The organism is Sulfobacillus thermosulfidooxidans, from assembly GCF_001280565.1.
GTDB lineage: Bacteria > Bacillota > Sulfobacillia > Sulfobacillales > Sulfobacillaceae > Sulfobacillus > Sulfobacillus thermosulfidooxidans_A.
This window is the reverse complement of record NZ_LGRO01000001.1, coordinates 2,147,894-2,167,678: the sequence shown is the minus strand read 5'-3', so window position 1 is coordinate 2,167,678 and position 19,785 is coordinate 2,147,894. Positions and strand designations below refer to the sequence as shown.

The window sequence follows — 19,785 nt, the reverse complement described above, 5'->3', positions numbered from 1 at the left end:
ATCATGGCAGAAACGCAATTTGATCTCATTGTATTGGGCGGTGGCACCGGCGGATATGTTGCCGCCATTCGTGCCGCCCAATTAGGACTTAAAACCGCTTTGGTTGATAAAGCAAAGGTGGGAGGAACCTGCTTGCACCAGGGGTGTATTCCCACTAAAGCCTTGTTGAACACGGCAGAAGTGCTACATACCTTTAAACATGCGGGCGATTATGGGCTTGTAGCTCAAGACGTGGCATTAGATTATCCCAAAGCGGTAGCGAGAAAGAACAAAGTCGTCGATCAACTGTACCGGGGCGTACAGTTTTTGTTGAAAAAGAACAAAGTGAGTGTATTTGAAGGCTACGGACGGCTTAAAGGAGCTCAGCGGGTTGAAGTGTTAGCTCAAGACGGCACAACTACCCTCTTAGAGGCTAAGGATATTCTCATTGCCACAGGTTCTGTTCCGCGCCAATTACCGAATGTACCTTTTGATGGTCAGCGGGTTTTAAGCTCGGATGATGTGTTAAGTCGTTCCGATATCCCGTCCTCGGTGGTCATTTTAGGCGGGGGCGCTATTGGCGTGGAGTTTGCTTCCATGTACAATGATTTTGGCTCTCAGGTCACCATTGTGGAAATGTTACCGCATATTTTACCGCAAGATGATGAAGAAGTGGCTGAGCAATTAACCAAGCTGTTAACCCGGCGCGGCATTAAGATTTACACCTCTGCAAGTTTTGATCCATCTTCATTGAAGATTGAAGACAACAAAATTCATGCAGACGTCGTAAAAGCCGATCAAAGTCGAGTCCCAGTCGATGGCGATGTCCTATTAGTGGCTATTGGCCGCAAAGCTGTCACGGAAAATCTGGGATTAGAAGACGTCGGTGTCGAGATCCAACGCGGCTTTATTGTCGTGGATGATCACTACCGCACCAATGTCCCCCACGTCTATGCCATCGGCGATGTGATTGGAGGATATTTGTTAGCGCACGTGGCGGCCCATGAAGGCATGATTGCTGTCGAGACGATTGCCGGTAAAAATCCTGAATTGCTCAATCCACACCGGGTTCCGCGGGTCACTTATTCCCGTCCCGAAGTCGCATCCGTGGGCCTCAGTGAGCAAGAAGCCAGGACGCAAGGTTATGAAGTGAAAGTGGGCATATTCCCATTTCGCGCCAATGGCAAATCCCTGATTTTGGGAGAGGCCGATGGCATGGTAAAATTAGTCGCTGACAAAAAAACGGATGCGCTGCTTGGAGCACATATCGTGGGTCCTCACGCGTCGGACCTCATTAATGAGATGGCCCTGGCCAAGTTTTTGGAAGCGACAGCATGGGAAGTGGCTGAAAGCGTACATGCTCATCCGACCGTTTCGGAAGTGCTTCATGAAGCGGCTTTGGCAGTGGATGGCATGGCCATTCATATCTAATAAACAACGATGGACGCGTGCGGTTTGGGAGGGAGGCAGACGTCATGGCGCAGAGAGAAACACTCTCTGGGCTCCACATTGACTGGCAAAAATTAAAGACCATGTACTATTACATGGTACTAAGTCGGAAGCTTGACGAACGCATGTGGATTTTGAATCGTCAAGGGAAGGCGCCGTTTGTGATTTCTTGCCAAGGACAAGAAGGCGCACAAGCTGGTGTGGCAATGGCATTAGATCCATCGGTGGATTGGATTGCACCATATTATCGCGATTTAGGTGTGGTGTTGGCTTTCGGCATGACGCCCAGGGAAGTCATGTTAGGGCTTTTGGCGAAAAAGGACGACCCGAGCTCGGGGGGCCGCCAAATGCCTGCCCATTATGGTCACCGGGCCAAGCGGATTTTTACAGGATCGTCACCGGTTACAACACAGGTGACTCACGCTGCAGGCCTGGCCTTGGCGATTAAATTACGCCACCAACCCGGCATTGCCGCGGTGTTTTTGGGTGAAGGCTCAACGAGTCAGGGTGAATTTCACGAAGCCTTAAATTTTGCTGCGGTGCACAAATTGCCGTTGATTGTCGTGGTAGAAAACAATGGATATGCCATATCGGTGCCCCAAGCCCATCAAATGGCGGTATTAAATGTGGCCGATAAGGCGCAAGGATATGGGATTCCAGGAGTGGTGGTTCAAGGGTCGGATCCCCTCGCGGTCTATGAAGCGACGTTGGCTGCGCGCGAAAGAGCACTTCTTGGGGAAGGGCCGACACTTATTGAGGCCAAAACACACCGTTATACTCCGCATTCCAGTGACGACGACGACAAGACGTACCGTCCTGAAGGGGAATTAGCCCGGGAAAAAGCTGATGATCCCCTGGTGGTTTTTCGGCAATGGCTCACTAATCAAGGGCAGTGGGATGATCAGCAAGAACAGGAGCTTCTTCACCAGGTGCGCCAAATCGTGGATGATGCCACGGATTACGCGTTAAATGCGGAAGATCCTGATCCCAAGACCTTGATGGATCATGTCTATTTTTCACCGCCGTCATCCTAAATAAGGATAAAATCTGGCGGGGATTGCGAAAGGAGTGGGGAAGTTGTGGCTAGTATTAATTTAACTCCCGAACTGTTGAAGGAAATGTATTATTATATGGCGTTATCACGGGCCTTGGATGATCGGATGTGGATTTTAAACCGCCAAGGCCGGGCGCCAGTAGTATACTCGGCCAATGGCCATGAAGCCGCCCAAGTCGGGTCGGTGATGGCTTTAAACCGCGGCGAAGACTGGATTGTTCCCTATTACCGGGATTTAGCAATGGTCTTAGCTTATGGGGAGACGCCGCGTGAAGTCATGTTGCACTTGTTGGGACGCGCTGATGATCCCAATTCCGGAGGACGGCAGATGCCTGCCCACTGGGGACTCAAACGGCGGCACATTTTTACGACTGGGTCTGTGGTGGCAACCCAGGATGTGCATGCGACGGGTCTGGCACTGGCTTCGAAAATTCTCAAAGATGGTCGGGTGGCAATGGCTTCCTTTGGGGAAGGCTCAACGAGTCAAGGTGAATTCCATGAAGCGTTGAATTTTGCGGCAGTTCACAAACTTCCTGTCATTTTTCTCAACGAAAATAATGGATATGCCATTTCGGTCCCGGCACGGAAGCAAATGGCCATTATGGATGTGGCTGCCCGGGCCCAAGGCTATGGCATGCCGGGGGTCATCGTCGATGGCAATGACCCGGTCAAGGTCTATGAAGTGACTGCTGAAGCCGTGGAACGGGCACGACGCGGTGAAGGGCCGACGTTAATTGAGGCCAAAACTTACCGCTTTGTTCCGCATTCGAGTGATGATGACGACCGGGCTTATAGATCCCGGGAAGAAGTGGCGGAATGGAAGAAGCGAGATCCCGTTATTACTTTTGAAAAACGGTTGCTGGATGAAAAGATTATGACGCCAGATGAACTCAAAGCCATGCAGCAACGGATTAAGGACGAGGTCAATGATGCCACGGATTTTGCCGAGAAGGCTCCATTACCCGATCCCAGTACATTAGGACGGTATGTTTACGCCGAATAAATTTTCACTCATTTCCCTTGGATGCTCATATGAGCAATCACCAGAAGGAGGGTAGCCCCGGCGAAATAGGGAAATGGGTTCATGATGCCGGGAGTCACAATGGCCGTGATGAGTTATTTAGAAGCAATCCGGGAAACGTTACGACAAGAAATGCGTCGGGATAGCCGCATTATCATTTATGGAGAAGATGTGGGTGTACGGGGTGGCGTGTTTCGTGTTACCGAAGGATTGCAAAAAGAATTTGGAGAAGAGAGGGTCATCGACTCCCCGCTGGCGGAGGCGGCTATCGTAGGAACCGCTATTGGCGCCGCAGTCAACGGGTTGAGACCTATCCCTGAAATTCAGTTTGCTGACTTTATTTTTCCTGCCATGAACCAAATTATTCAGGAAGCAGCACGTATCCGGTACCGCTCGAATGGAGCCTTTGGAGTGCCCATGGTGATTCGTGCGCCTTTTGGAGGCGGAGTGCACGGCGCCTTATACCATTCGCAGAGTGTCGAAGCATTTTTTGCGCATGTGCCGGGCCTCAAAGTGGTTATCCCTAGCACTCCCTATGATGCCAAAGGTTTGCTGGCGGCGGCTATTGAAGATGAAGATCCCGTTCTCTATTTTGAGCACAAGGCTGCCTACCGCTCGCTAAAAGGGGAAGTGCCTGAGGAACGATATCTAATTCCTATTGGCAAGGCCGATCTCAAACGGACAGGAAAAGATTTGTCCATCATCACCTACGGTTTAACCGTGACGTATGCTTTGAAGGCTGCGGAAACCCTGGAGCAGGAAGGAATTTCAGTTGAAGTTCTCGATTTGCGCACAATTCGACCTTTGGACGTGGAAATGATTTTGGATACGGCCAAAAAAACAGGAAAAGTGCTCATTGTTCATGAGGACAACTTAACAGGGGGAGTCGGTGGCGAAGTGAGTGCGCTTATTGCTGAGCATGCCCTGTTCTATCTGGACGCACCCATTCGACGGCTAGCGGGTCCCGACGTACCAGCCATGCCCTATAGTCCGCCGTTAGAGCACGCCTTTATGGTGACGACTGACAAAATTACCGAGGCCGCGAGAGATTTAGCGAAATTTTAACCAGGATCGGACTCACGACCTTGGAACGCAAGGAGGAGAACAATGGCAGAAGTCGTATTGATGCCGCAATTAGGGGAGTCAGTAACCGAAGGGACGATCGGACAGTGGTTAAAAAAAGTGGGCGATCCGGTCGAAAAATACGAGTCGTTGCTTGAGGTGTTGACGGACAAAGTCAATGCCGAGGTTCCGGCTCCCGTTGGCGGTACCGTCAGCAAAATTTTGGTGGAAGAGGGTCAAACCGTTGCCGTAGGGACGCCCATCTGCGAAATTACGGTCGAGGGCGAAGAGACGGGTGATCATAGCGCTACAGCAGACACCCAGCAAACAGCACCCACATCGCAAGGGGATAGCACGCCAACTCCAAACAAGACCGTCCCCTCTGGTGCTTCAAGCGGGGAGACTACCGAGGTTGCCAGTGAATCATTGCGGGGACGGTATTCTCCTGCGGTGCGCCGGTTGGCTATGGAAAATCACATTAATCCCGATACTATTACGGGTTCGGGCGCCAAAGGAAGGGTGACCCGCCAAGATATATTGAATGCGGTGGCTAAACAAGCTGAGGCGCCTAAGGTCAGCAGAAGTGAACACGAAGCGCCGGTGGTTGAAAAGCCTGCGCCACAACAGCCTGCTCCGGCTATGGGATCCGTTTCCGTCGTCAATGGTGCGCCCGCCGTCATCGATCCAGAAGATGAGATTATCCCACTCTCCTCCATCCGCAAGGTCATTGCCGAGCGAATGGTGCGGTCAAAGACAACGGTTCCCCATGCCTGGCTGATGATGGAAGTCGATGTAAGTGGCCTCGTGGCTTTGCGCGAACAGTTGAAGGACGCATTCAAAGCTAAAGAAGGGGTATCCTTAACCTACATGCCATTTATGCTGCGCGCGGTGGTCCAAGCGCTTAAAGCGGTCCCGGAAATGAATGCGCAATGGAATGGCGACAGCGTTGTGATGAAAAAGCGGATTAACATCGGCATGGCTACCGCCACGGACCGGGGTTTAGTGGTCCCGGTTATTAAAGATGCTGATCAAAAGAATATTGTGGGATTGGCTAAAGCGTCGCAAGATCTCGTCAAGCGGGCCCGGACAGGACGTCTGACCATGGATGATTTGACAGGAGGGACCTTTACCGTCGACAATACCGGGGCCATTGGCACCGTCTTAACCTATCCGATTATCAACGCGCCAGAAGTCGGAATCATTACCATGGAATCCATCGTCAAACGCCCGGTTGTGATTCAGGATATGGTGGCGATTCGGCCCATGATGAATATCTGCATTTCCTTTGATCACCGGGTGGTGGATGGGGCTGAAGCCGGAAAATTTGTCCGGTTGGTCAAAGAAAATCTTGAAGCCATTGGCCCGTCCACATCGATATATTAAGATGAGCAGGTAGACATTGGCTGGAGAGGGATTTAGGGAAAGGAGGTCCGAAGACATGGAACCATTACCGTTACACTCGGACCGCAAAGCGCCATCGAAACCGTTGCCACCGTGGCTGAAAGTCCGGTTGACACAGGGAAAAAATTATCTCGATCTGAAAAACTTGATGCGCGAACAGACATTGCACACGGTCTGTGAAGAAGCTTTATGCCCCAATATTTACGAATGCTGGGAAAGCCGAACGGCAACATTCTTGATTCTTGGGGATATTTGCACCCGCAATTGCGGCTTTTGTGCCATCACGACGGGCCGTCCCACCCATCTCGACTGGGAAGAACCCAAGCGGGTGGCGGAAACGGTAGAACACATGGGTCTTCGGCATGTGGTGATTACCTCTGTGACCCGTGACGATGTAGAAGATGGGGGCGCGGCGATTTTCGCGGCAACCATTAGGGCGATTCGTGAGCGAGTACCAGAGTGCAGTATTGAGGTTCTAACCCCTGACTTCATGGGAAATTGGGATGCGTTACAAACAGTAGTCAAAGCCCATCCGGAAATCTTTAACCATAATACGGAAACTGTTCCTCGTTTGTACCGGCATGTCCGTCCCAAAGCCCAGTATGAACGAACCATGGAATTCTTACGCCGGATTAAAGAACAGGACCCGACGATTGTCACCAAGTCTGGAATTATGGTGGGCCTTGGCGAGACGCGCGAGGAAATCCACCAGGTCTTTGTGGATATGCGTGCTAATCAAGTCGATGTCCTGACGGTGGGGCAATATTTAAGGCCGGATATGAAGCATTTGCCCGTAGAACGTTACTACACGCCGGAAGAATTTGCCGAGATTAAAGAGGAAGCCTTAGCATTAGGATTTGCGCATGTGGAATCGGGACCTTTGGTCCGCAGTTCCTATCATGCCGCATCACAAGTTCCTGAGGTTAGTCGATGAATTCCGGAGTTGTGGTGGATCTCGGCAAGATGGAATATCGCAAGGCTTGGGATTTGCAGCGCCGTATCGGCCAGGCGCTGTTTCAAAACCAAATCCCCGATGTTCTCTTGCTTGTTGAGCATCCTCCAGTCTATACGCTCGGCAAAGGCGCTCACGGATCTTATCAAAATTTGGTCTGGGATGAAGCCAAACGCGCTCAGGAAGGCATTGCGTTCGTTGAGGTCGACCGTGGGGGGGATATCACCTATCACGGTCCAGGCCAATTGGTCGGCTATCCAATTTTAAACCTGACCCGGTACGGGCGTGATTTGCACCAATATTTACGCAATCTGGAAGAAGCGTTAATCAGGGCTCTCGGAGACTTTGGCATCACGGCTGGACGTTACCCGCCTAATACGGGTGTTTGGGTGGGCGATGAAAAAATTGCGGCGATTGGTGTCAAAGCGAGCCGTTGGATTACGCAGCATGGCTTCGCGTTAAATGTTGCGCCCAATCTTGAGCATTTTTCTGGGATCATTCCCTGTGGAATCCAGGATAAGGGGGTTACGTCCATGGAAAAAATACTGGGTAAACATTTGACATTAGATGAGGTGAAACCGACCGTCGTTCAGCATCTTTCTTCGGTCTTTGAGATTGATTTTGAAGAGGTGTCGCTGTCTTCACTCATCGATTATGCCTCCTGATCATTGAGTTCCCGGTGAATAAAACCGCCTGTTAAGCATGACAGGCGGTTTTTGACATGCGTAATCACAGCCGCATTGAATCGTTGAGGAGGTGGACAATGTTAAAACCGTGCCATAGACTGAGCGGGTCGTACTATCCCAGTGCACAAAACACCGGGCGGGCTATCCGGCGTCCACACGTGGTCGTGTAAGAGAGCCCGCGCAGCGACGGCACTGAAGATGCTGACGTCGTCGGCGGCGGCAACTTTGTCCAGAGTCCGTCCGAGAGCATCATAATCGTCCGTGGTGCACCCGACTCCAAACAACAAGGGCACATCGGTCAACTGACATGGCTCGTGTACGCGATACAGTGGTTGGCGAGCTGTGAGCAAATTGAGGACGAGTGCGAAAATCCTTTCTCCGGGCGACAGGTGGCAACGCTGTAGATCCCAGGCAACCGTCTGATTCACCGAGTTGACGAATCCGACTTCATCACAGAGGGTACGGATGACTTCCAAAACTAGTGTCCGAAGGGATACGTGTGACTTTAGCAATTACCCCCGTGAATACTGTACTATGAAAACAGAATGATGCAGTTAGCTACAACGATTTGGAAAGATTGCCCTACGACGAGCTTGACGCTCTCACCATACGATCCATTGTGAGGTTAAGTGTGATAATTAATAGTCAATTTAGTCGGCTCTTTTTTGCTAGCGTGATAAATGTTCTAGGGTCCAACTTGACGTACATTGCGATTTACTGGGTCTATTCGAAAGAGATCGGCGTCACATACCTAGCCGTGCTCATTGCATTGACGTACTTTTCGCGATTTGTTTTTAATCTGTTGTTGGGCCCTGTAGCAGACCATATTGAATCTAAACAATTGATGCAAACCATGATATTTGCACGAGGCTGTTTACTACTGGCGTTCGGTTTGTTGATTACCCTCGTTCACATATCCTTGCTGTGGCTCATTTTGATGTCGATGATTTTGGTAGCCCTAGGGGTAATGTATGAACTCGCCAGTACAAAGTTGATTCTAGACATCGTTGAAGAGAAGGATTTATCACGAGCGAATGCCCTGATAAGTCTTGTTTATCAGTTTGGTAGCATGATTGGATTGGCTTTGGGAGGTGTTATGGCGTCCTTCCTTCGTATAGGCCATATTCTTTTTTTCGAGAGCTTTGGCTACTTTATTGGATTCGGTCTGCTCTGGAGTTTGCGGATAAAGAACGACAATGTGGCAACCATCCGCAAAACAGGATTTATTGCTAACTGGATTGAAGGTATATCTTTTGTCTTGCGCCACAAATGGTTGTTTGCTGTGCTTGGTTTGGCGCTATTCTCCAACATAGCGATTACACCCACTATTACTTTGGAGGCCCCCTACGCGTTAGATGTCCTCCATGGCGGCGCTCAACAGTACGCCTACTTGGAGATAGCAGTAACGGGAGGAGGAATCTTGTGCGGATTGGTGTTCAGTAAACTACGCATTGCCGGCTCGTTGCTGCCGCTTTACTTAGGAGTGGCAACCGTTAGTGAATCGGTATTTATGGTCGTTTTTGGTTTAAGTGGCTATATATACTACAGTGTCATCGCCTTGATATTTGTGGGCGGGGCAATCAGTTTATTTAACATTCCTTTTACCACTATTCTTCAACAATATACGCCCAAAGACAAATTAGGCGCGTGCGTGCCTTTTTAGTGGCCGCTTCGGCAGGCGTGTCAAGCATTAGTTACTTTTGTTCGGGGATTTTGGCCCATCTGCTTGGGGTGCAATCGGCGGTTTTAGTATTTGCTGCACTAGGCTTTGTCGGAGTAGTGACTATCCTACTTACCCGACCGTTTCACCGATTGAATTTCACTTAAATCGAATCAGCGTAATATTTAGGGATGCGAGCGGTGTTGGAAATCTTTTCGTCTTATCTGCCCTGGCACACGGTGCATGCCGCCGCGCGATGAGCGTGTGATATTATCGGTTGCCCCGTCTTCTTGGCGAAGCCCAAGTCTCTAAGCAAGACGGTCGCTTATTAGCCTGGCTCCAAGGATTAGCCCGCCGGGATCTCTTACTCGGGGATGATGGGGGCTTTACCATGCCAACGTGGCCGAATGTTAGGATTTGTTTGAAATTGTGGATGACCGCTATCAAGCAAGGGGATCGCCATGGCAAGCCAAGTCCTCATAGATCAGTGCCATGCCCTATTTCCGGATCCCATGTTAACGGAAGCCTCTGGCCCGCTGAGGCTCGAATCAACATCTGGCGCATACGAGCCCGTGTAATTTAGCTGGAGCTGCTCAGGAAATGAGGCGCCACTCTATAGAATTGTTAGTTGATAAAATGATTATTTCTGCTGAAGTCGATTCTGGCCCAGAATAGGCTATTTATCCCTAAAATCAAAAGTCGACATAACCGGTAACTTCTTTGCGAGATATTCCTAGCGATGTGATGCTATTCATAAGAGTTAACGTAGCGCAAAAGATGTGACTAATGATTAGCCTTAAAACTTGGAGTGTGAGAATATGCGAATAATGGAGACGGTCATTGGGAATCGAACCCAACCAATCTCTACCCGAGACTGCCAACCGGTTTGCAGCCGGTGGGGAACCCAGTTCCATGACCGTCATTCATAATATGTATTATGAAGAATCTAATATACATATATAGAATATCACGAGATGAGACCCCAAAAAATAGCCCGACCGAATGACGGCGGGCTTTGAAAAGTTCCCCTGTAGTTTAGGATAATTTTAGATGTTCTTTAAGACTACGAATTTGAAAGCCGATCACGACATGTTGTTGTCCGTTATCATCTTCAATGACCGTAGTCGGAGTCGCTTGCGAACCTAAAGCCACGACTTCATCGATGTAGGACACATTATGACGAATGTTGCGCTCTTCAAACTCGACATGCTGTTGGGAAAGCCACGCTTTCTCCTCGGTACACGCGTGTCAGCCCGGTTGCGTATAGACAATCACTTTCATCATACATCCCCCTTATAAGTTCCCCATATTCTAAAAAAAGATGACGGGTAAACGCGAGATACTTGCACGATAACGTGTTTTTCATAAAATGTCGATGTCTTTGACCAGAAAAGTCGAGGCACTTTGTCTTGACACGAACAGTGAGGCCCGGTAATATTAATCGTTGTGCAAGGTCAAGAATCTGCGCCCGTAGCTCAGGGGATAGAGCAGAGGTTTCCTAAACCTTGTGTCGGTGGTTCGAGTCCTCCCGGGCGCACCAAAAAATGGGGATTGTGTCACGCTAGATTATGAACCCTTTATGGAGCTGGCCCTACAGGAAGCCAAAAACGCCGCTCAATCGGGGGAAGTCCCGGTTGGAGCGGTCTTAATTCGCGACGACGGTACGGTTCTAGCAAAAAACCATAACCGTCGAGAACAGGACCATGATCCCACGGCACATGCAGAATTATTGGTTATTCGCGAAGCTGCCCAGAAATTGGGTGGATGGCGACTTAATGGAACGACATTGCTGGTTACCCTTGAGCCTTGTATAATGTGTGCAGGAGCGATTCTTTTGAGCCGGATTGATCGGCTGATTTATGCAACGCCTGATCCCAAAGGTGGGGCAGTGCATAGTCTATATCAGACGCTAAATGATGCGCGATTAAACCATCAAGTTGAAGTGATGTCAGGTCTTCAACAGGAAGCGGCACAAAATCTTTTACGAGAATTTTTTCGTGCCCGGCGGTAACCGGATCGCCAACGCAAATTGAATAGAGTGTGGAGAGGTGTCTGAGTTGGTCGAAGGAGCCCGACTCGAAATCGGGTAGGCGGTTTAACCCCGTCTCGTGGGTTCGAATCCCACCCTCTCCGCCACGAATTATTTAACCTGGAGGGGTGGCCGAGCGGTTTAAGGCGCACGCCTGGAAAGCGTGTTGGTGGGCCAAATCCTGCCTCGAGGGTTCGAATCCCTCCTCCTCCGCCATTAATTACATGAAAAATTGGGAATCGTATTTGCGTAGGCCATGGAGCCGCATCGATTGGGTCCCGCGCGGACAACACCTGTGAACCCCGTCAGGCCCGGAAGGGAGCAGCGGTAAGCGGGAACGTTGTGGTGCCGCGGAGTCGCCTGATCGGTGCCGCCCTGTGGCCTCAATCTTTTCATTCGGGGAAGGGGGCTCTTGGTGGCACACCAAGCACTGTACCGAGTTTATCGGCCTCGATCATTTGACGAGGTGATCGGGCAAAGTCGGGTGGTTGAGACTTTGCGCCAGGCGGTGCGCCAGTCTCGCCTTACCCACGCCTATTTATTTGCCGGTCCCCGCGGAACGGGGAAGACCAGTGTGGCCCGTATTTTAGCCAAGGCGATTCAATGTGAAGCCTTAACCGCGGAGGGAGAACCGTGTCTTCAGTGTCCGGCATGCATAGCCGTCGAAAAAGGCCAGCACTTGGATGTTCTGGAAATTGACGCGGCTTCTAATCGTGGCATCGATGAAATTCGAGAAATTAAAGAGCGTATTGACCAATCTCCGGTTATGGGACGCTACCGAATTTATATTATCGACGAAGTGCACATGCTGACGACCGAAGCGTTTAACGCCCTGCTTAAGACGCTGGAGGAGCCACCACCGCATGTTATTTTTGTCTTGGCCACGACCGAGCCGCAAAAGCTTCCGGTGACCGTCTTGTCCCGCTGCCAACGCTATGAATTTCAGCGGTTGACGGTGGGGTTAATCGAGGAGCGGCTTAGGCAAGTGATTGCGGAAGAAAATGTTGAGGTTGAACCCGCAGCGCTCGAGCTCATTGCGGAATATGCCGATGGCGCTATGCGAGATGCCTTGAGCTTGCTCGATCAAACCATTGCGGTAGGCGGCAAGCACATTACCTATCAAACCGTTAGCGAACTGGTGGGGACGGTGGAACCGGTCATGATGGAACAGATTATGACGGCTTTAACATCGCCCACGGATTTAGGCGACGTGATGCGAACATTGGATGACATTTACCGTCAAGGTAAAGATTACCGCACAGTCTTGCGTAGTATAGCGCAACAGATTCGCGACATCGTTATTTGGCGCCAGGCGGGAAAAGACCTCTTTCCCCAATACCGGCGGGAATGGCTTGAACAATTGGACGCGAGGCTGCCTGCCAAAATTTCGGCCGCGTCATGGTTTCATGCTTTAGAACTGTTAGCGGAAGCGGATACCCGGCTGCGTAGTGGATTTCCCGCGCAGTTATCGGTGGAGTTGGCGCTGTTGAAAATTCGAGAAGAATTAGCTTATCGAAAAGAGCCCGCGGACGTCTTGCAGGAAAGAGAGCAGGCCCATTTTGTGGCCGCGCCATCAAAACCCGCCTCTATAGTTCATGCTGAAGAGGCGGCGCCTAGTCCTGAACAAGTTTCGGGTTCTTTTCAATCATCGGCAGAGAAGATCACGGACAATGAAATCACTCCAGTCGATTTTAGCGACATGGGCCAAGATGAGCGCCTCAAACGGTTTTTGGAGGCGATTCGTCAAGAGCGGCCGTCCACCTATGCCTTATTGCAAGAAGCCCGCCTGCAAGTGACGTCAAAGGCGCTTGAAGTGATCTTTTCCTTTCCGGCCCATCGTGATTTAATGATGGCATCACATCATAAAGCGTTATTAGAGCAAGTTTTGCACAAGGTTTATGGGCCTGAAATGCAGTATTATTTATTGGTAGGCAATGAGCGTCCTGTGAGGTTGTCTAAGCCACCTGCATCAAAATTATCGCGCAATGACAACGCAGAACTTGTCGAGGAAATTCGATCATGGTTCGGGGCCGATGTTCCGGTAAAGAATATCGAAGAATCCAACGAAGGAGGACAATAACATGGGATTTAACCCCAATAATATGCAGAAGATGATGAAGCAAGTGCAGAAAATGCAACAAGATATGGCGCGGGTCCAAGAAGAGTTACAGTATGAAATGGTGGAAGTGGAGACAGGCGGTGTCGTCAAAGCGGTGTTTAATGGACATGGCGAAATTCAATCGATCACCATCCAACCGGAGGCTGTGGATCCGAGTGATGTAGAAATGCTGCAAGATTTAATATTGGCGGCTGTGCGGGAAGGGCAGAAAAAAGCTCAAGAACTGGCAAGCAGTCGGTTAAACGATGTGACTAAGGGTATGAATCTACCAAATATTCCCGGGCTTATGTAGATATGATTTATCCAGAACCTATTTCAGATCTTATCAGTCAATTAGCCAAATTGCCCGGGGTAGGTCCAAAGACCGCCCAGCGTTTGGCTTTTTTCTTGTTGAATATGCCTCAAGGCGAGGCCGAATTATTAGCCACAGCTATTGTGAATGCCCGTACCAAAATCCGCTACTGTTCCGTCTGTTTTAATTTTACCGATAGTGATCCTTGTGCTATTTGTCGAAATAGTGCCCGCGATAATCGGATCATTATGGTTGTGGAACAGCCCAAAGACGTCGTGGCGATGGAGAAAACACGGGAATTTAAAGGGCGCTACCACGTGCTCCATGGGGCCATATCTCCTATGGAGGGCATAGGACCAGATGATCTCCGCATTAAAGAATTGTTGATGCGCATCCAACAAAATCCCCCGCAGGAAATTGTGTTGGCCACGAGTTCCAGCTTAGAAGGAGAAGCGACGGCTTTGTATTTGGGACGGTTGTTAAAGCCGATGGGCTTTAAGGTGACCCGGATCGCCCGCGGTTTGCCTATGGGTGGCGACCTCGACTATACCGATGAGGTGACATTGCTTAAAGCGCTAGAAGGACGACAAGAAGTCTAAACGTGAGACACCTCCCGCAGATTTTTGGCATATTATGCCGCATGGGGGCGATGTTATGGGTGATATCTTTCTTACCTTATTTGAGTGGGTAGATTTAGGTGTCGAAACGATGGTTCTCGTCATCTTGGTGCAAGGATACCGCAAGAAATATTTAATTGTGCGCACACTGTGGTGGATTCGGGCTCGCTACCGACAATTATGGATAGAAAAGTTTATTCATGCTGCTCAAGCTGCGGGCGTCGAACATCCTGTGGACCGGTTAAAAGAGGTGATCCAACAAGTGGGTCAACCGCTGTCTCAAGCTGAACTCACGTTCGCAGAACTTGTGGCTCAATCCCAAGATTGATGTTAATGATTGCCAAATGTGAATGGTGACGCATACCCTAGCATTGAGGGGGATCGCCATGATGAGACGAAATCGGCAGGATTTCATGCATCCCGGTTGGGACGAAAACGACTTACGGGATGTTTCCCAAAAATGGGGATGGGATGCTCTTGGTCACATTAAAGCGTCCCAAGGTTTGTCCTTGCGGAACCCTGAGGATTACTATCAATCTGCGGCCAAGAAATATCATCATTATTGTCGGCGTGCTAAACCCTAAGATCCAGAGGATCCGCGCTGTTGTGTCTTTCAAAGTCTTTGGTTCTAAGCATGTCCTTTTTGGGCATATCCATGGTTTTAGCCAAATAACCGGAGATTGTCTTCTCCTGCGACCTTTTAACCGACAACTCAGCAAAAAAGGGGCCAGAGATATGCAAGGACTGTTAGCCACAGGCTTTATCCTTTTCGTTCTCATCATATTCGGACGAGCTATCTTTGCGATTGTAACAAGAGGTTTATTTATCCCGCGTTGGCGGCGATTTGCTATACGAAGTCTTGCAGGTGCTGGGCTTATTTTCGCGTGGAATGTGATGGCGTCTTGGACGGGACTTGGGCACATTGGGTTCAATATCCTGACCTTGGCGATTACAGGAGTCCTTGGAGTGCCGGGATTACTTTCGTTAGTGACGATCCGGTACGGACTTTCTTGACCCGCTGTAAGTCCTTAGCTACACTTAACGCATGTCATAACTATCAACAGAGCGGCTTGTTCTTAGCAAAGCTTTTCAGGAGGGACACACGTGGTTAGGGTACGTTATGCGCCGAGTCCCACTGGTACCTTACATATCGGTGGGGCCAGAACGGCGCTCTTTAATTATTTATTTGCAAAGCATCATCATGGGCGCTTCATCTTGCGAGTGGAAGATACGGACCGGGCCCGTTTAGTGCCGGGTTCAGAAGAGGCCATGATGAAAGGTCTACGGTCCTTGGGAATTATTTGGGATGAGGGACCGGATGTGGGAGGCGATTATGGGCCTTATAGGCAATCGGAACGGGTTAAGCGGCACCAACAGGCCTTAGAGCAACTTCTGGCCCAAGGCTTGGCGTACCGCTGTTATTGTACACCGGAGGAACTCGAGGCGGAGAAAAAACGGCTGGCGGCACTCAAATTACCGCCCCGGTATAGCGGAAAATGCCGGTTACGTCCACCTGATGATCCCATTTACCAATCGGATAAGCCGTTTGTTGTGCGGATGAAGGTGCCCACAGAGGGAGAGACGGTCGTTCACGATTTGATTCGAGGCACGGTAGTCTTTGAAAATCGCATTTTAGATGATTTTGTGTTGGCCAAATCCGATGGGACTCCTGTCTATAATTTTGCGGTAGTGTTAGATGATCATGACATGGGGATTACGCATGTGATTCGGGGAGAAGAACATCTATCGAATACTCCCAAACAAATTCTTATTTACCAGGCGTTGAATTTGCCGACGCCACAATTTGCGCATGTTCCCATGATTTTAGCTCCCGACCGGTCCAAGTTGTCCAAACGCCATGGCGCGACATCGGTGGAAGAATACCGCCAGCAAGGAATTTTGCCCGAAGCCTTGGTCAATTATCTTTTGCTTCTGGGTTGGTCTGCGCCAGATGAAACGGAAATTATGACGCTTGATGAAGCTGCCCAGTGGTTTGATCTTGACCGGGTACAGCATACGGCGGCTATTTACGATTATAAAAAGCTGGAATGGATGAACAGCCAGTACTTGCGGTTGTTGCCTATTGACAAGGTCATTGAGTACTTAATGCCTTTTCTTGAAGAGCTCCATCTGGATCTGTCTAAGGGTCCAGCATTGCCGGTAGCTGTCGAACTGGTCCGGGAACGCTCTCATACTCTAAAGGAGCTGGCGGAAAGTTTGGTCTTTCTCTATCAACGGCCGACGAGTTTTGACCCCAAAGGTATGGCCAAGCATTTTCACGTTGAGAGCACGCCTGCCCGCTTGAGAACATTGGCAGACCGTTTACAAGAACTGAGGGTATGGGATCATGATCATCTTGTGGCCTTGTATGATGAGGAAGCTGCACGGGAAAATATTAAACGGGCCGAGCTTATTCATCCCACCCGTTTAGCTGTTACGGGTAAGACGGTAGGACCGGGATTGTTTGAACTCCTCGAGGTCTTAGGGCAAAAGGAAACCGTGGCCCGCCTCAATGAGGTGGCCACGGCTATTGAAGAACAACGCCTTATCCCAACACCCTAACGTGTGCCGGGCCCGGTAAAACGCGCCCGATGCGGTAGAGAGGAACGTGTTGATCAGAAAACGTCGCTTCAAACGAGGCGGCGTTTTCTTCTTTTACCGTGAAGAGCAATCCGCCTGAGGTCACTGCATCGGCCAATAAGGTCAGAATATTATGATCGAATCCGGAATCTACCTCAAGATGCGGCCCGACATATTCCAAATTGCGCTTGCTTCCTGAGGGGAATTTTCCTTGTTGCGCCAATTCCTTGGCACCAGGAAGGGTCGGAACTGACGATGCATACAGTTCAATAGTCACATTGGCACCCTGAGCCATTTCCCACGAGTGTCCAAGCAGCCCAAAGCCGGTGACATCAGTGCAAGCCGTGGGATCGCCGACGCGTTTGATCGTTTCGCTGGCCTTTTTGTTTAGCGTTAACATCATGGCAATCACCCCGTCTATCATTTCTTGGCTCGCTTCCCCGTCTTTGATCGCTTTAATCACGACCCCGCTCCCAATGGGTTTGGAAAGATAAAGCACATCACCAGGACGCGCCGTGCTGTTACGCCAAATGTGATCAGGATGCACCAAGCCCGTCACCGAATACCCCATTTTAGGTTCGTTGTCATCGATGGAATGCCCGCCTAAAAGACGGCATTCGGCTTCATCTAAAATACTCTGTCCCCCGCGCAACATGGCACCGACTTCTTCTGCCGATAAGACGCCTTCGGGAACCGCCAATAAGTTCAATGCGGTGATCGGAATCCCACCCATGGCATAGACATCGGATAAGGAATTGGCCGCCGCCACTTTACCGAATAATTCGGGATCGTCCACAACCGGAGTTAAAAAGTCTACGGTTTGAACGAGAGCTTGATCCGGACTTAACCGGTAGATTCCCGCATCATCGTGTGTCTCATTACCGACCAGGACATCTTCATCCCGAACCTTAGCAGGCGGGATAAAGCTTAAAGCGCTCGTTAGGTCCTCCGGACCTAATTTGCACCCTCACCCGGATTTGCTGGTCATTTGCGTTAATCGTGGGTGCACCCGGATCACCTCCTCTAAAACCCGCAATTTACCATTGCGGTGAAAATTTTTATAAAGCTGGTTTCCCGCGGCTTAGAAAGAGATTACCTTGCGGAAATGAGCTTCCCGAGTATGATAGCACATCTGACAAGTTTTAGGAGAATCGCTATGGTAAAAGGGTATTTCAATGCTTTCCAAAGATACCAAATCGCGTAAAATATGGCACTTCTCGGAGGAAATGGAATGAAGATTTTCCCGTTGGTCGCGGTCCTGTCCACGGCCTGTTCGTTGTTAACCTTGTCTTCTCCCGCCCGTGCCGCATCTCCAAGCATCTCTTTACTACAGCAAGGGAGCGTTGGCTGGTCGGTGAGTGTTATGCAGCAAGAACTGCGGGATTTAGGCTACAATCCCGGGTCTAGCCGGGGATATTTTAATGCTCAGACAGCATTCGCCCTGGCAAAATTTCAATCACAAGCTCATCTGCAAGTTGATGGCATCTTAGGGCCTTTAACGCGTAGGGCATTAATCCGTGCCCTGAAAAGGCACTACGATTATATTCGTGCACCGCTCGGCCAAGGGGATTTGACATACGGGGATTACGGACCGGGGGTCGTCACCCTGCAAGGGGATTTAAGCCAGTTAGGTTACAATCCCGGTCCCGCTGATGGCGTGTTTAATCGGCAAACAGGACAAGCTGTCATGGCTTTTCAAGCCCATGAAGGTCTCGTGGTCGATGAGATTGTGGGCCCTGAAACCTATCAGGCACTTTGTCATGCCTTAGGGTATTCTTCTGAGCCTGTGGCGCCAGCACCCATCACTTCCCCTTCATCTCAGGTATCCTCAAGCCCTTGGGTCTTAGGGTATTACACGCAATATACCCCAAACTCCATGAGTTCCCAAATGAGTTTAGCACAACATCTTCATACGATTTCGGCTATTGCTCCTTTGTGGTATACCTACCGTGCTGATGGCACCTTAATTAAGCACGGATATCACCGGTCATGGGTCAGAGCGTATGCACGCGAACATCATATTGCACTGTATCCCGTGATTACGAATGCTTACGGCAACGACCGGATTTTAACCAATCAGACCTTGCGGCAAGAGATTGTGAATCAATTGGCTGCAATGGCTCAAGAAGATGGATATCAAGGATACAATATTGATTTCGAAGGATTAAACTACTGGGACGAAAGACCTTTAACCGCCTTTGTCAAAGCGTTGTCCGAAAAATTGACGCCGCTTGGCAAAACACTGACCATTGCGGTGATCCCAAGAACCGCCAAAGATCCGTATAATCGCGCCTATAACTACCAGGCTTTAGCACCTTACGTCAGCAAAATTGTGTTGATGACTTACGACTATCATGATATTGGCAGTGCGCCGGGCCCTGTGGCTCCCATCAATTGGGTTAATCAGGCGGTTCAGTATGCGATCACGCGGGTGAATCCCCAAAAAATTGTACTAGGATTAGCCGTCTATGGATACAATTGGGCCAGTAATGGACAAACTGTGGAGATTCACGCCAATCAAGCCCGGGCTTTAGCGGCTCAATACGGTGTGCCCATAAAGTGGAATCCGGTGAGTGACGAACCCGAATTCAGCTATCAAAGTCAGGGGATGACCCACAGGGTCTATTTTGAAAATGGGTATAGTGACGCTTTTAAATTACAATTGGTGAAACAATATCACTTGGGTGGGATAGCCATCTGGCGTTTAGGTGATGAAGATCATCATTTGTGGACGGTTTTATCGCGCATGGGATTTAGCCATTAACGGCAAATGATTACAAACGCCCGGGGAAACCTTGTTGGTCGTCTCGGGCGTTTTTGCTGTGCTTTTTGGTGACGCTAAGTGCAAGGGCAAGGAATCCGTGATATGGTCAAAGTTGTCCAA

19 protein-coding genes, 3 tRNA genes, 1 other RNA gene and 1 pseudogene are annotated in these 19,785 nt (G+C 49.9%); 21 read left to right on the top strand and 3 right to left on the bottom strand.

Annotated elements, in window-relative coordinates; translation table 11 throughout:
* Positions 1-3: 3 nt before the first annotated feature.
* The 7 genes from lpdA to lipB all read left to right on the top strand — a co-directional run bounded on the left by lpdA (position 4) and on the right by lipB (position 7,583).
* On the top strand, positions 4-1,410 hold the full coding sequence (gene lpdA, locus AOA63_RS10715; protein WP_053959685.1) for a dihydrolipoyl dehydrogenase: 1,407 nt from the start codon (positions 4-6) through the stop codon (positions 1,408-1,410).
* Between the two features lie 44 nt (positions 1,411-1,454).
* A complete protein-coding gene (locus AOA63_RS10710; protein WP_053959684.1) occupies positions 1,455-2,462 on the top strand; it encodes a thiamine pyrophosphate-dependent dehydrogenase E1 component subunit alpha in 1,008 nt (335 codons plus the stop codon).
* Between the two features lie 45 nt (positions 2,463-2,507).
* On the top strand, positions 2,508-3,485 hold the full coding sequence (locus tag AOA63_RS10705) for a thiamine pyrophosphate-dependent dehydrogenase E1 component subunit alpha (RefSeq protein ID WP_278276977.1): 978 nt from the start codon (positions 2,508-2,510) through the stop codon (positions 3,483-3,485).
* Between the two features lie 99 nt (positions 3,486-3,584).
* Positions 3,585-4,568 (top strand): alpha-ketoacid dehydrogenase subunit beta, encoded by a 984-nt coding sequence (locus AOA63_RS10700; RefSeq protein ID WP_053960675.1) that lies wholly within the window; start codon positions 3,585-3,587, stop codon positions 4,566-4,568.
* A 42-nt stretch (positions 4,569-4,610) separates the two neighbouring features.
* On the top strand, positions 4,611-5,948 hold the full coding sequence (locus AOA63_RS10695) for a dihydrolipoamide acetyltransferase family protein (protein WP_053959683.1): 1,338 nt from the start codon (positions 4,611-4,613) through the stop codon (positions 5,946-5,948).
* 55 nt (positions 5,949-6,003) lie between these two features.
* A complete protein-coding gene (lipA, locus tag AOA63_RS10690) occupies positions 6,004-6,900 on the top strand; it encodes a lipoyl synthase (RefSeq protein ID WP_053959682.1) in 897 nt (298 codons plus the stop codon).
* Positions 6,897-7,583, top strand: a complete 687-nt coding sequence (lipB, locus tag AOA63_RS10685) for a lipoyl(octanoyl) transferase LipB (protein WP_053959681.1) — start codon at positions 6,897-6,899, stop codon at positions 7,581-7,583. Before lipA ends, lipB begins: the two co-directional genes overlap by 4 nt.
* 108 nt (positions 7,584-7,691) lie before the next feature.
* On the opposite strand, the pseudogene AOA63_RS10680 reads toward lipB, so the two are convergent.
* Positions 7,692-8,116 (bottom strand): annotated as a pseudogene (locus AOA63_RS10680) (DUF4277 domain-containing protein); the annotation flags it as partial.
* Positions 8,117-8,235: 119 nt separating this feature from the next.
* On the opposite strand from AOA63_RS10680, the gene AOA63_RS10675 reads away from it, so the two are divergent.
* Entirely contained in the window at positions 8,236-9,267 is a 1,032-nt protein-coding gene (locus AOA63_RS10675; RefSeq protein ID WP_053959679.1) for an MFS transporter, read from the top strand.
* Positions 9,268-10,299: 1,032 nt separating this feature from the next.
* Here the strand turns inward: AOA63_RS10675 and AOA63_RS19975 are convergent.
* Positions 10,300-10,437: a hypothetical protein gene (locus tag AOA63_RS19975; protein WP_197648388.1), complete on the bottom strand. Its 138-nt coding sequence runs from the start codon at positions 10,435-10,437 to the stop codon at positions 10,300-10,302.
* A gap of 291 nt (positions 10,438-10,728) precedes the next feature.
* On the opposite strand from AOA63_RS19975, the gene AOA63_RS10665 reads away from it, so the two are divergent.
* The 12 genes from AOA63_RS10665 to gltX all read left to right on the top strand — a co-directional run bounded on the left by AOA63_RS10665 (position 10,729) and on the right by gltX (position 16,883).
* A tRNA-Arg gene (locus tag AOA63_RS10665) sits at positions 10,729-10,804 on the top strand.
* Positions 10,772-11,275, top strand: a complete 504-nt coding sequence (gene tadA, locus AOA63_RS10660; protein WP_347474784.1) for a tRNA adenosine(34) deaminase TadA — start codon at positions 10,772-10,774, stop codon at positions 11,273-11,275. The genes AOA63_RS10665 and tadA overlap by 33 nt, the downstream gene beginning before the upstream one ends.
* Before the next feature lie 31 nt (positions 11,276-11,306).
* A tRNA-Ser gene (locus tag AOA63_RS10655) sits at positions 11,307-11,400 on the top strand.
* 15 nt (positions 11,401-11,415) lie between these two features.
* Positions 11,416-11,509: transfer RNA gene (locus tag AOA63_RS10650), tRNA-Ser, on the top strand.
* A 53-nt stretch (positions 11,510-11,562) separates the two neighbouring features.
* Positions 11,563-11,662, top strand: an RNA gene (ffs, locus tag AOA63_RS18960) — signal recognition particle sRNA small type.
* Between the two features lie 46 nt (positions 11,663-11,708).
* Entirely contained in the window at positions 11,709-13,373 is a 1,665-nt protein-coding gene (gene dnaX / locus AOA63_RS10645; RefSeq protein ID WP_053959677.1) for a DNA polymerase III subunit gamma/tau, read from the top strand.
* Position 13,374: 1 nt separating this feature from the next.
* Positions 13,375-13,704 carry a YbaB/EbfC family nucleoid-associated protein gene (locus AOA63_RS10640; protein WP_053959676.1) on the top strand — a complete coding sequence of 110 codons (330 nt, stop codon included), beginning with the start codon at positions 13,375-13,377 and terminating at the stop codon, positions 13,702-13,704.
* Between the two features lie 2 nt (positions 13,705-13,706).
* Entirely contained in the window at positions 13,707-14,303 is a 597-nt protein-coding gene (gene recR / locus AOA63_RS10635) for a recombination mediator RecR (RefSeq protein ID WP_053959675.1), read from the top strand.
* A 55-nt stretch (positions 14,304-14,358) separates the two neighbouring features.
* Positions 14,359-14,649 (top strand): hypothetical protein, encoded by a 291-nt coding sequence (locus tag AOA63_RS10630; RefSeq protein ID WP_053959674.1) that lies wholly within the window; start codon positions 14,359-14,361, stop codon positions 14,647-14,649.
* A 58-nt stretch (positions 14,650-14,707) separates the two neighbouring features.
* The gene (locus AOA63_RS19770; protein ID WP_053959673.1) at positions 14,708-14,905 is read left to right on the top strand and encodes a hypothetical protein; all 198 of its coding nucleotides are present in this window, start codon (positions 14,708-14,710) and stop codon (positions 14,903-14,905) included.
* A gap of 151 nt (positions 14,906-15,056) precedes the next feature.
* On the top strand, positions 15,057-15,335 hold the full coding sequence (locus AOA63_RS19765) for a pro-sigmaK processing inhibitor BofA family protein (RefSeq protein ID WP_053959672.1): 279 nt from the start codon (positions 15,057-15,059) through the stop codon (positions 15,333-15,335).
* A gap of 90 nt (positions 15,336-15,425) precedes the next feature.
* On the top strand, positions 15,426-16,883 hold the full coding sequence (gltX, locus tag AOA63_RS10615) for a glutamate--tRNA ligase (RefSeq protein ID WP_053959671.1): 1,458 nt from the start codon (positions 15,426-15,428) through the stop codon (positions 16,881-16,883).
* Here gltX and selD read toward each other — a convergent pair.
* On the bottom strand, positions 16,867-17,889 hold the full coding sequence (gene selD, locus AOA63_RS10610) for a selenide, water dikinase SelD (protein WP_082344055.1): 1,023 nt from the start codon (positions 17,887-17,889) through the stop codon (positions 16,867-16,869). The genes gltX and selD overlap by 17 nt on opposite strands.
* Positions 17,890-18,132: 243 nt before the next feature.
* On the opposite strand from selD, the gene AOA63_RS10605 reads away from it, so the two are divergent.
* Positions 18,133-19,665, top strand: coding sequence for a peptidoglycan-binding protein (locus tag AOA63_RS10605; protein WP_053959669.1), 1,533 nt, complete (start codon positions 18,133-18,135; stop codon positions 19,663-19,665).
* Positions 19,666-19,785: the final 120 nt, after the last annotated feature.

Bases quoted from the DNA above. Each gene is read 5' to 3' on its own strand.
- lpdA (WP_053959685.1), top strand. From the start codon at position 4: ATGGCAGAAACGCAATTTGATCTCATTGTATTGGGCGGTGGCACCGGC.
- AOA63_RS10710 (WP_053959684.1), top strand. From the start codon at position 1,455: ATGGCGCAGAGAGAAACACTCTCTGGGCTCCACATTGACTGGCAAAAA.
- AOA63_RS10700 (WP_053960675.1), top strand. From the start codon at position 3,585: ATGGCCGTGATGAGTTATTTAGAAGCAATCCGGGAAACGTTACGACAA.
- AOA63_RS10695 (WP_053959683.1), top strand. From the start codon at position 4,611: ATGGCAGAAGTCGTATTGATGCCGCAATTAGGGGAGTCAGTAACCGAA.
- lipA (WP_053959682.1), top strand. From the start codon at position 6,004: ATGGAACCATTACCGTTACACTCGGACCGCAAAGCGCCATCGAAACCG.
- lipB (WP_053959681.1), top strand. From the start codon at position 6,897: ATGAATTCCGGAGTTGTGGTGGATCTCGGCAAGATGGAATATCGCAAG.
- AOA63_RS10640 (WP_053959676.1), top strand. From the start codon at position 13,375: ATGGGATTTAACCCCAATAATATGCAGAAGATGATGAAGCAAGTGCAG.
- recR (WP_053959675.1), top strand. From the start codon at position 13,707: ATGATTTATCCAGAACCTATTTCAGATCTTATCAGTCAATTAGCCAAA.
- AOA63_RS10630 (WP_053959674.1), top strand. From the start codon at position 14,359: ATGGGTGATATCTTTCTTACCTTATTTGAGTGGGTAGATTTAGGTGTC.
- AOA63_RS19770 (WP_053959673.1), top strand. From the start codon at position 14,708: ATGATGAGACGAAATCGGCAGGATTTCATGCATCCCGGTTGGGACGAA.
- AOA63_RS19765 (WP_053959672.1), top strand. From the start codon at position 15,057: ATGCAAGGACTGTTAGCCACAGGCTTTATCCTTTTCGTTCTCATCATA.
- AOA63_RS10605 (WP_053959669.1), top strand. From the start codon at position 18,133: ATGAAGATTTTCCCGTTGGTCGCGGTCCTGTCCACGGCCTGTTCGTTG.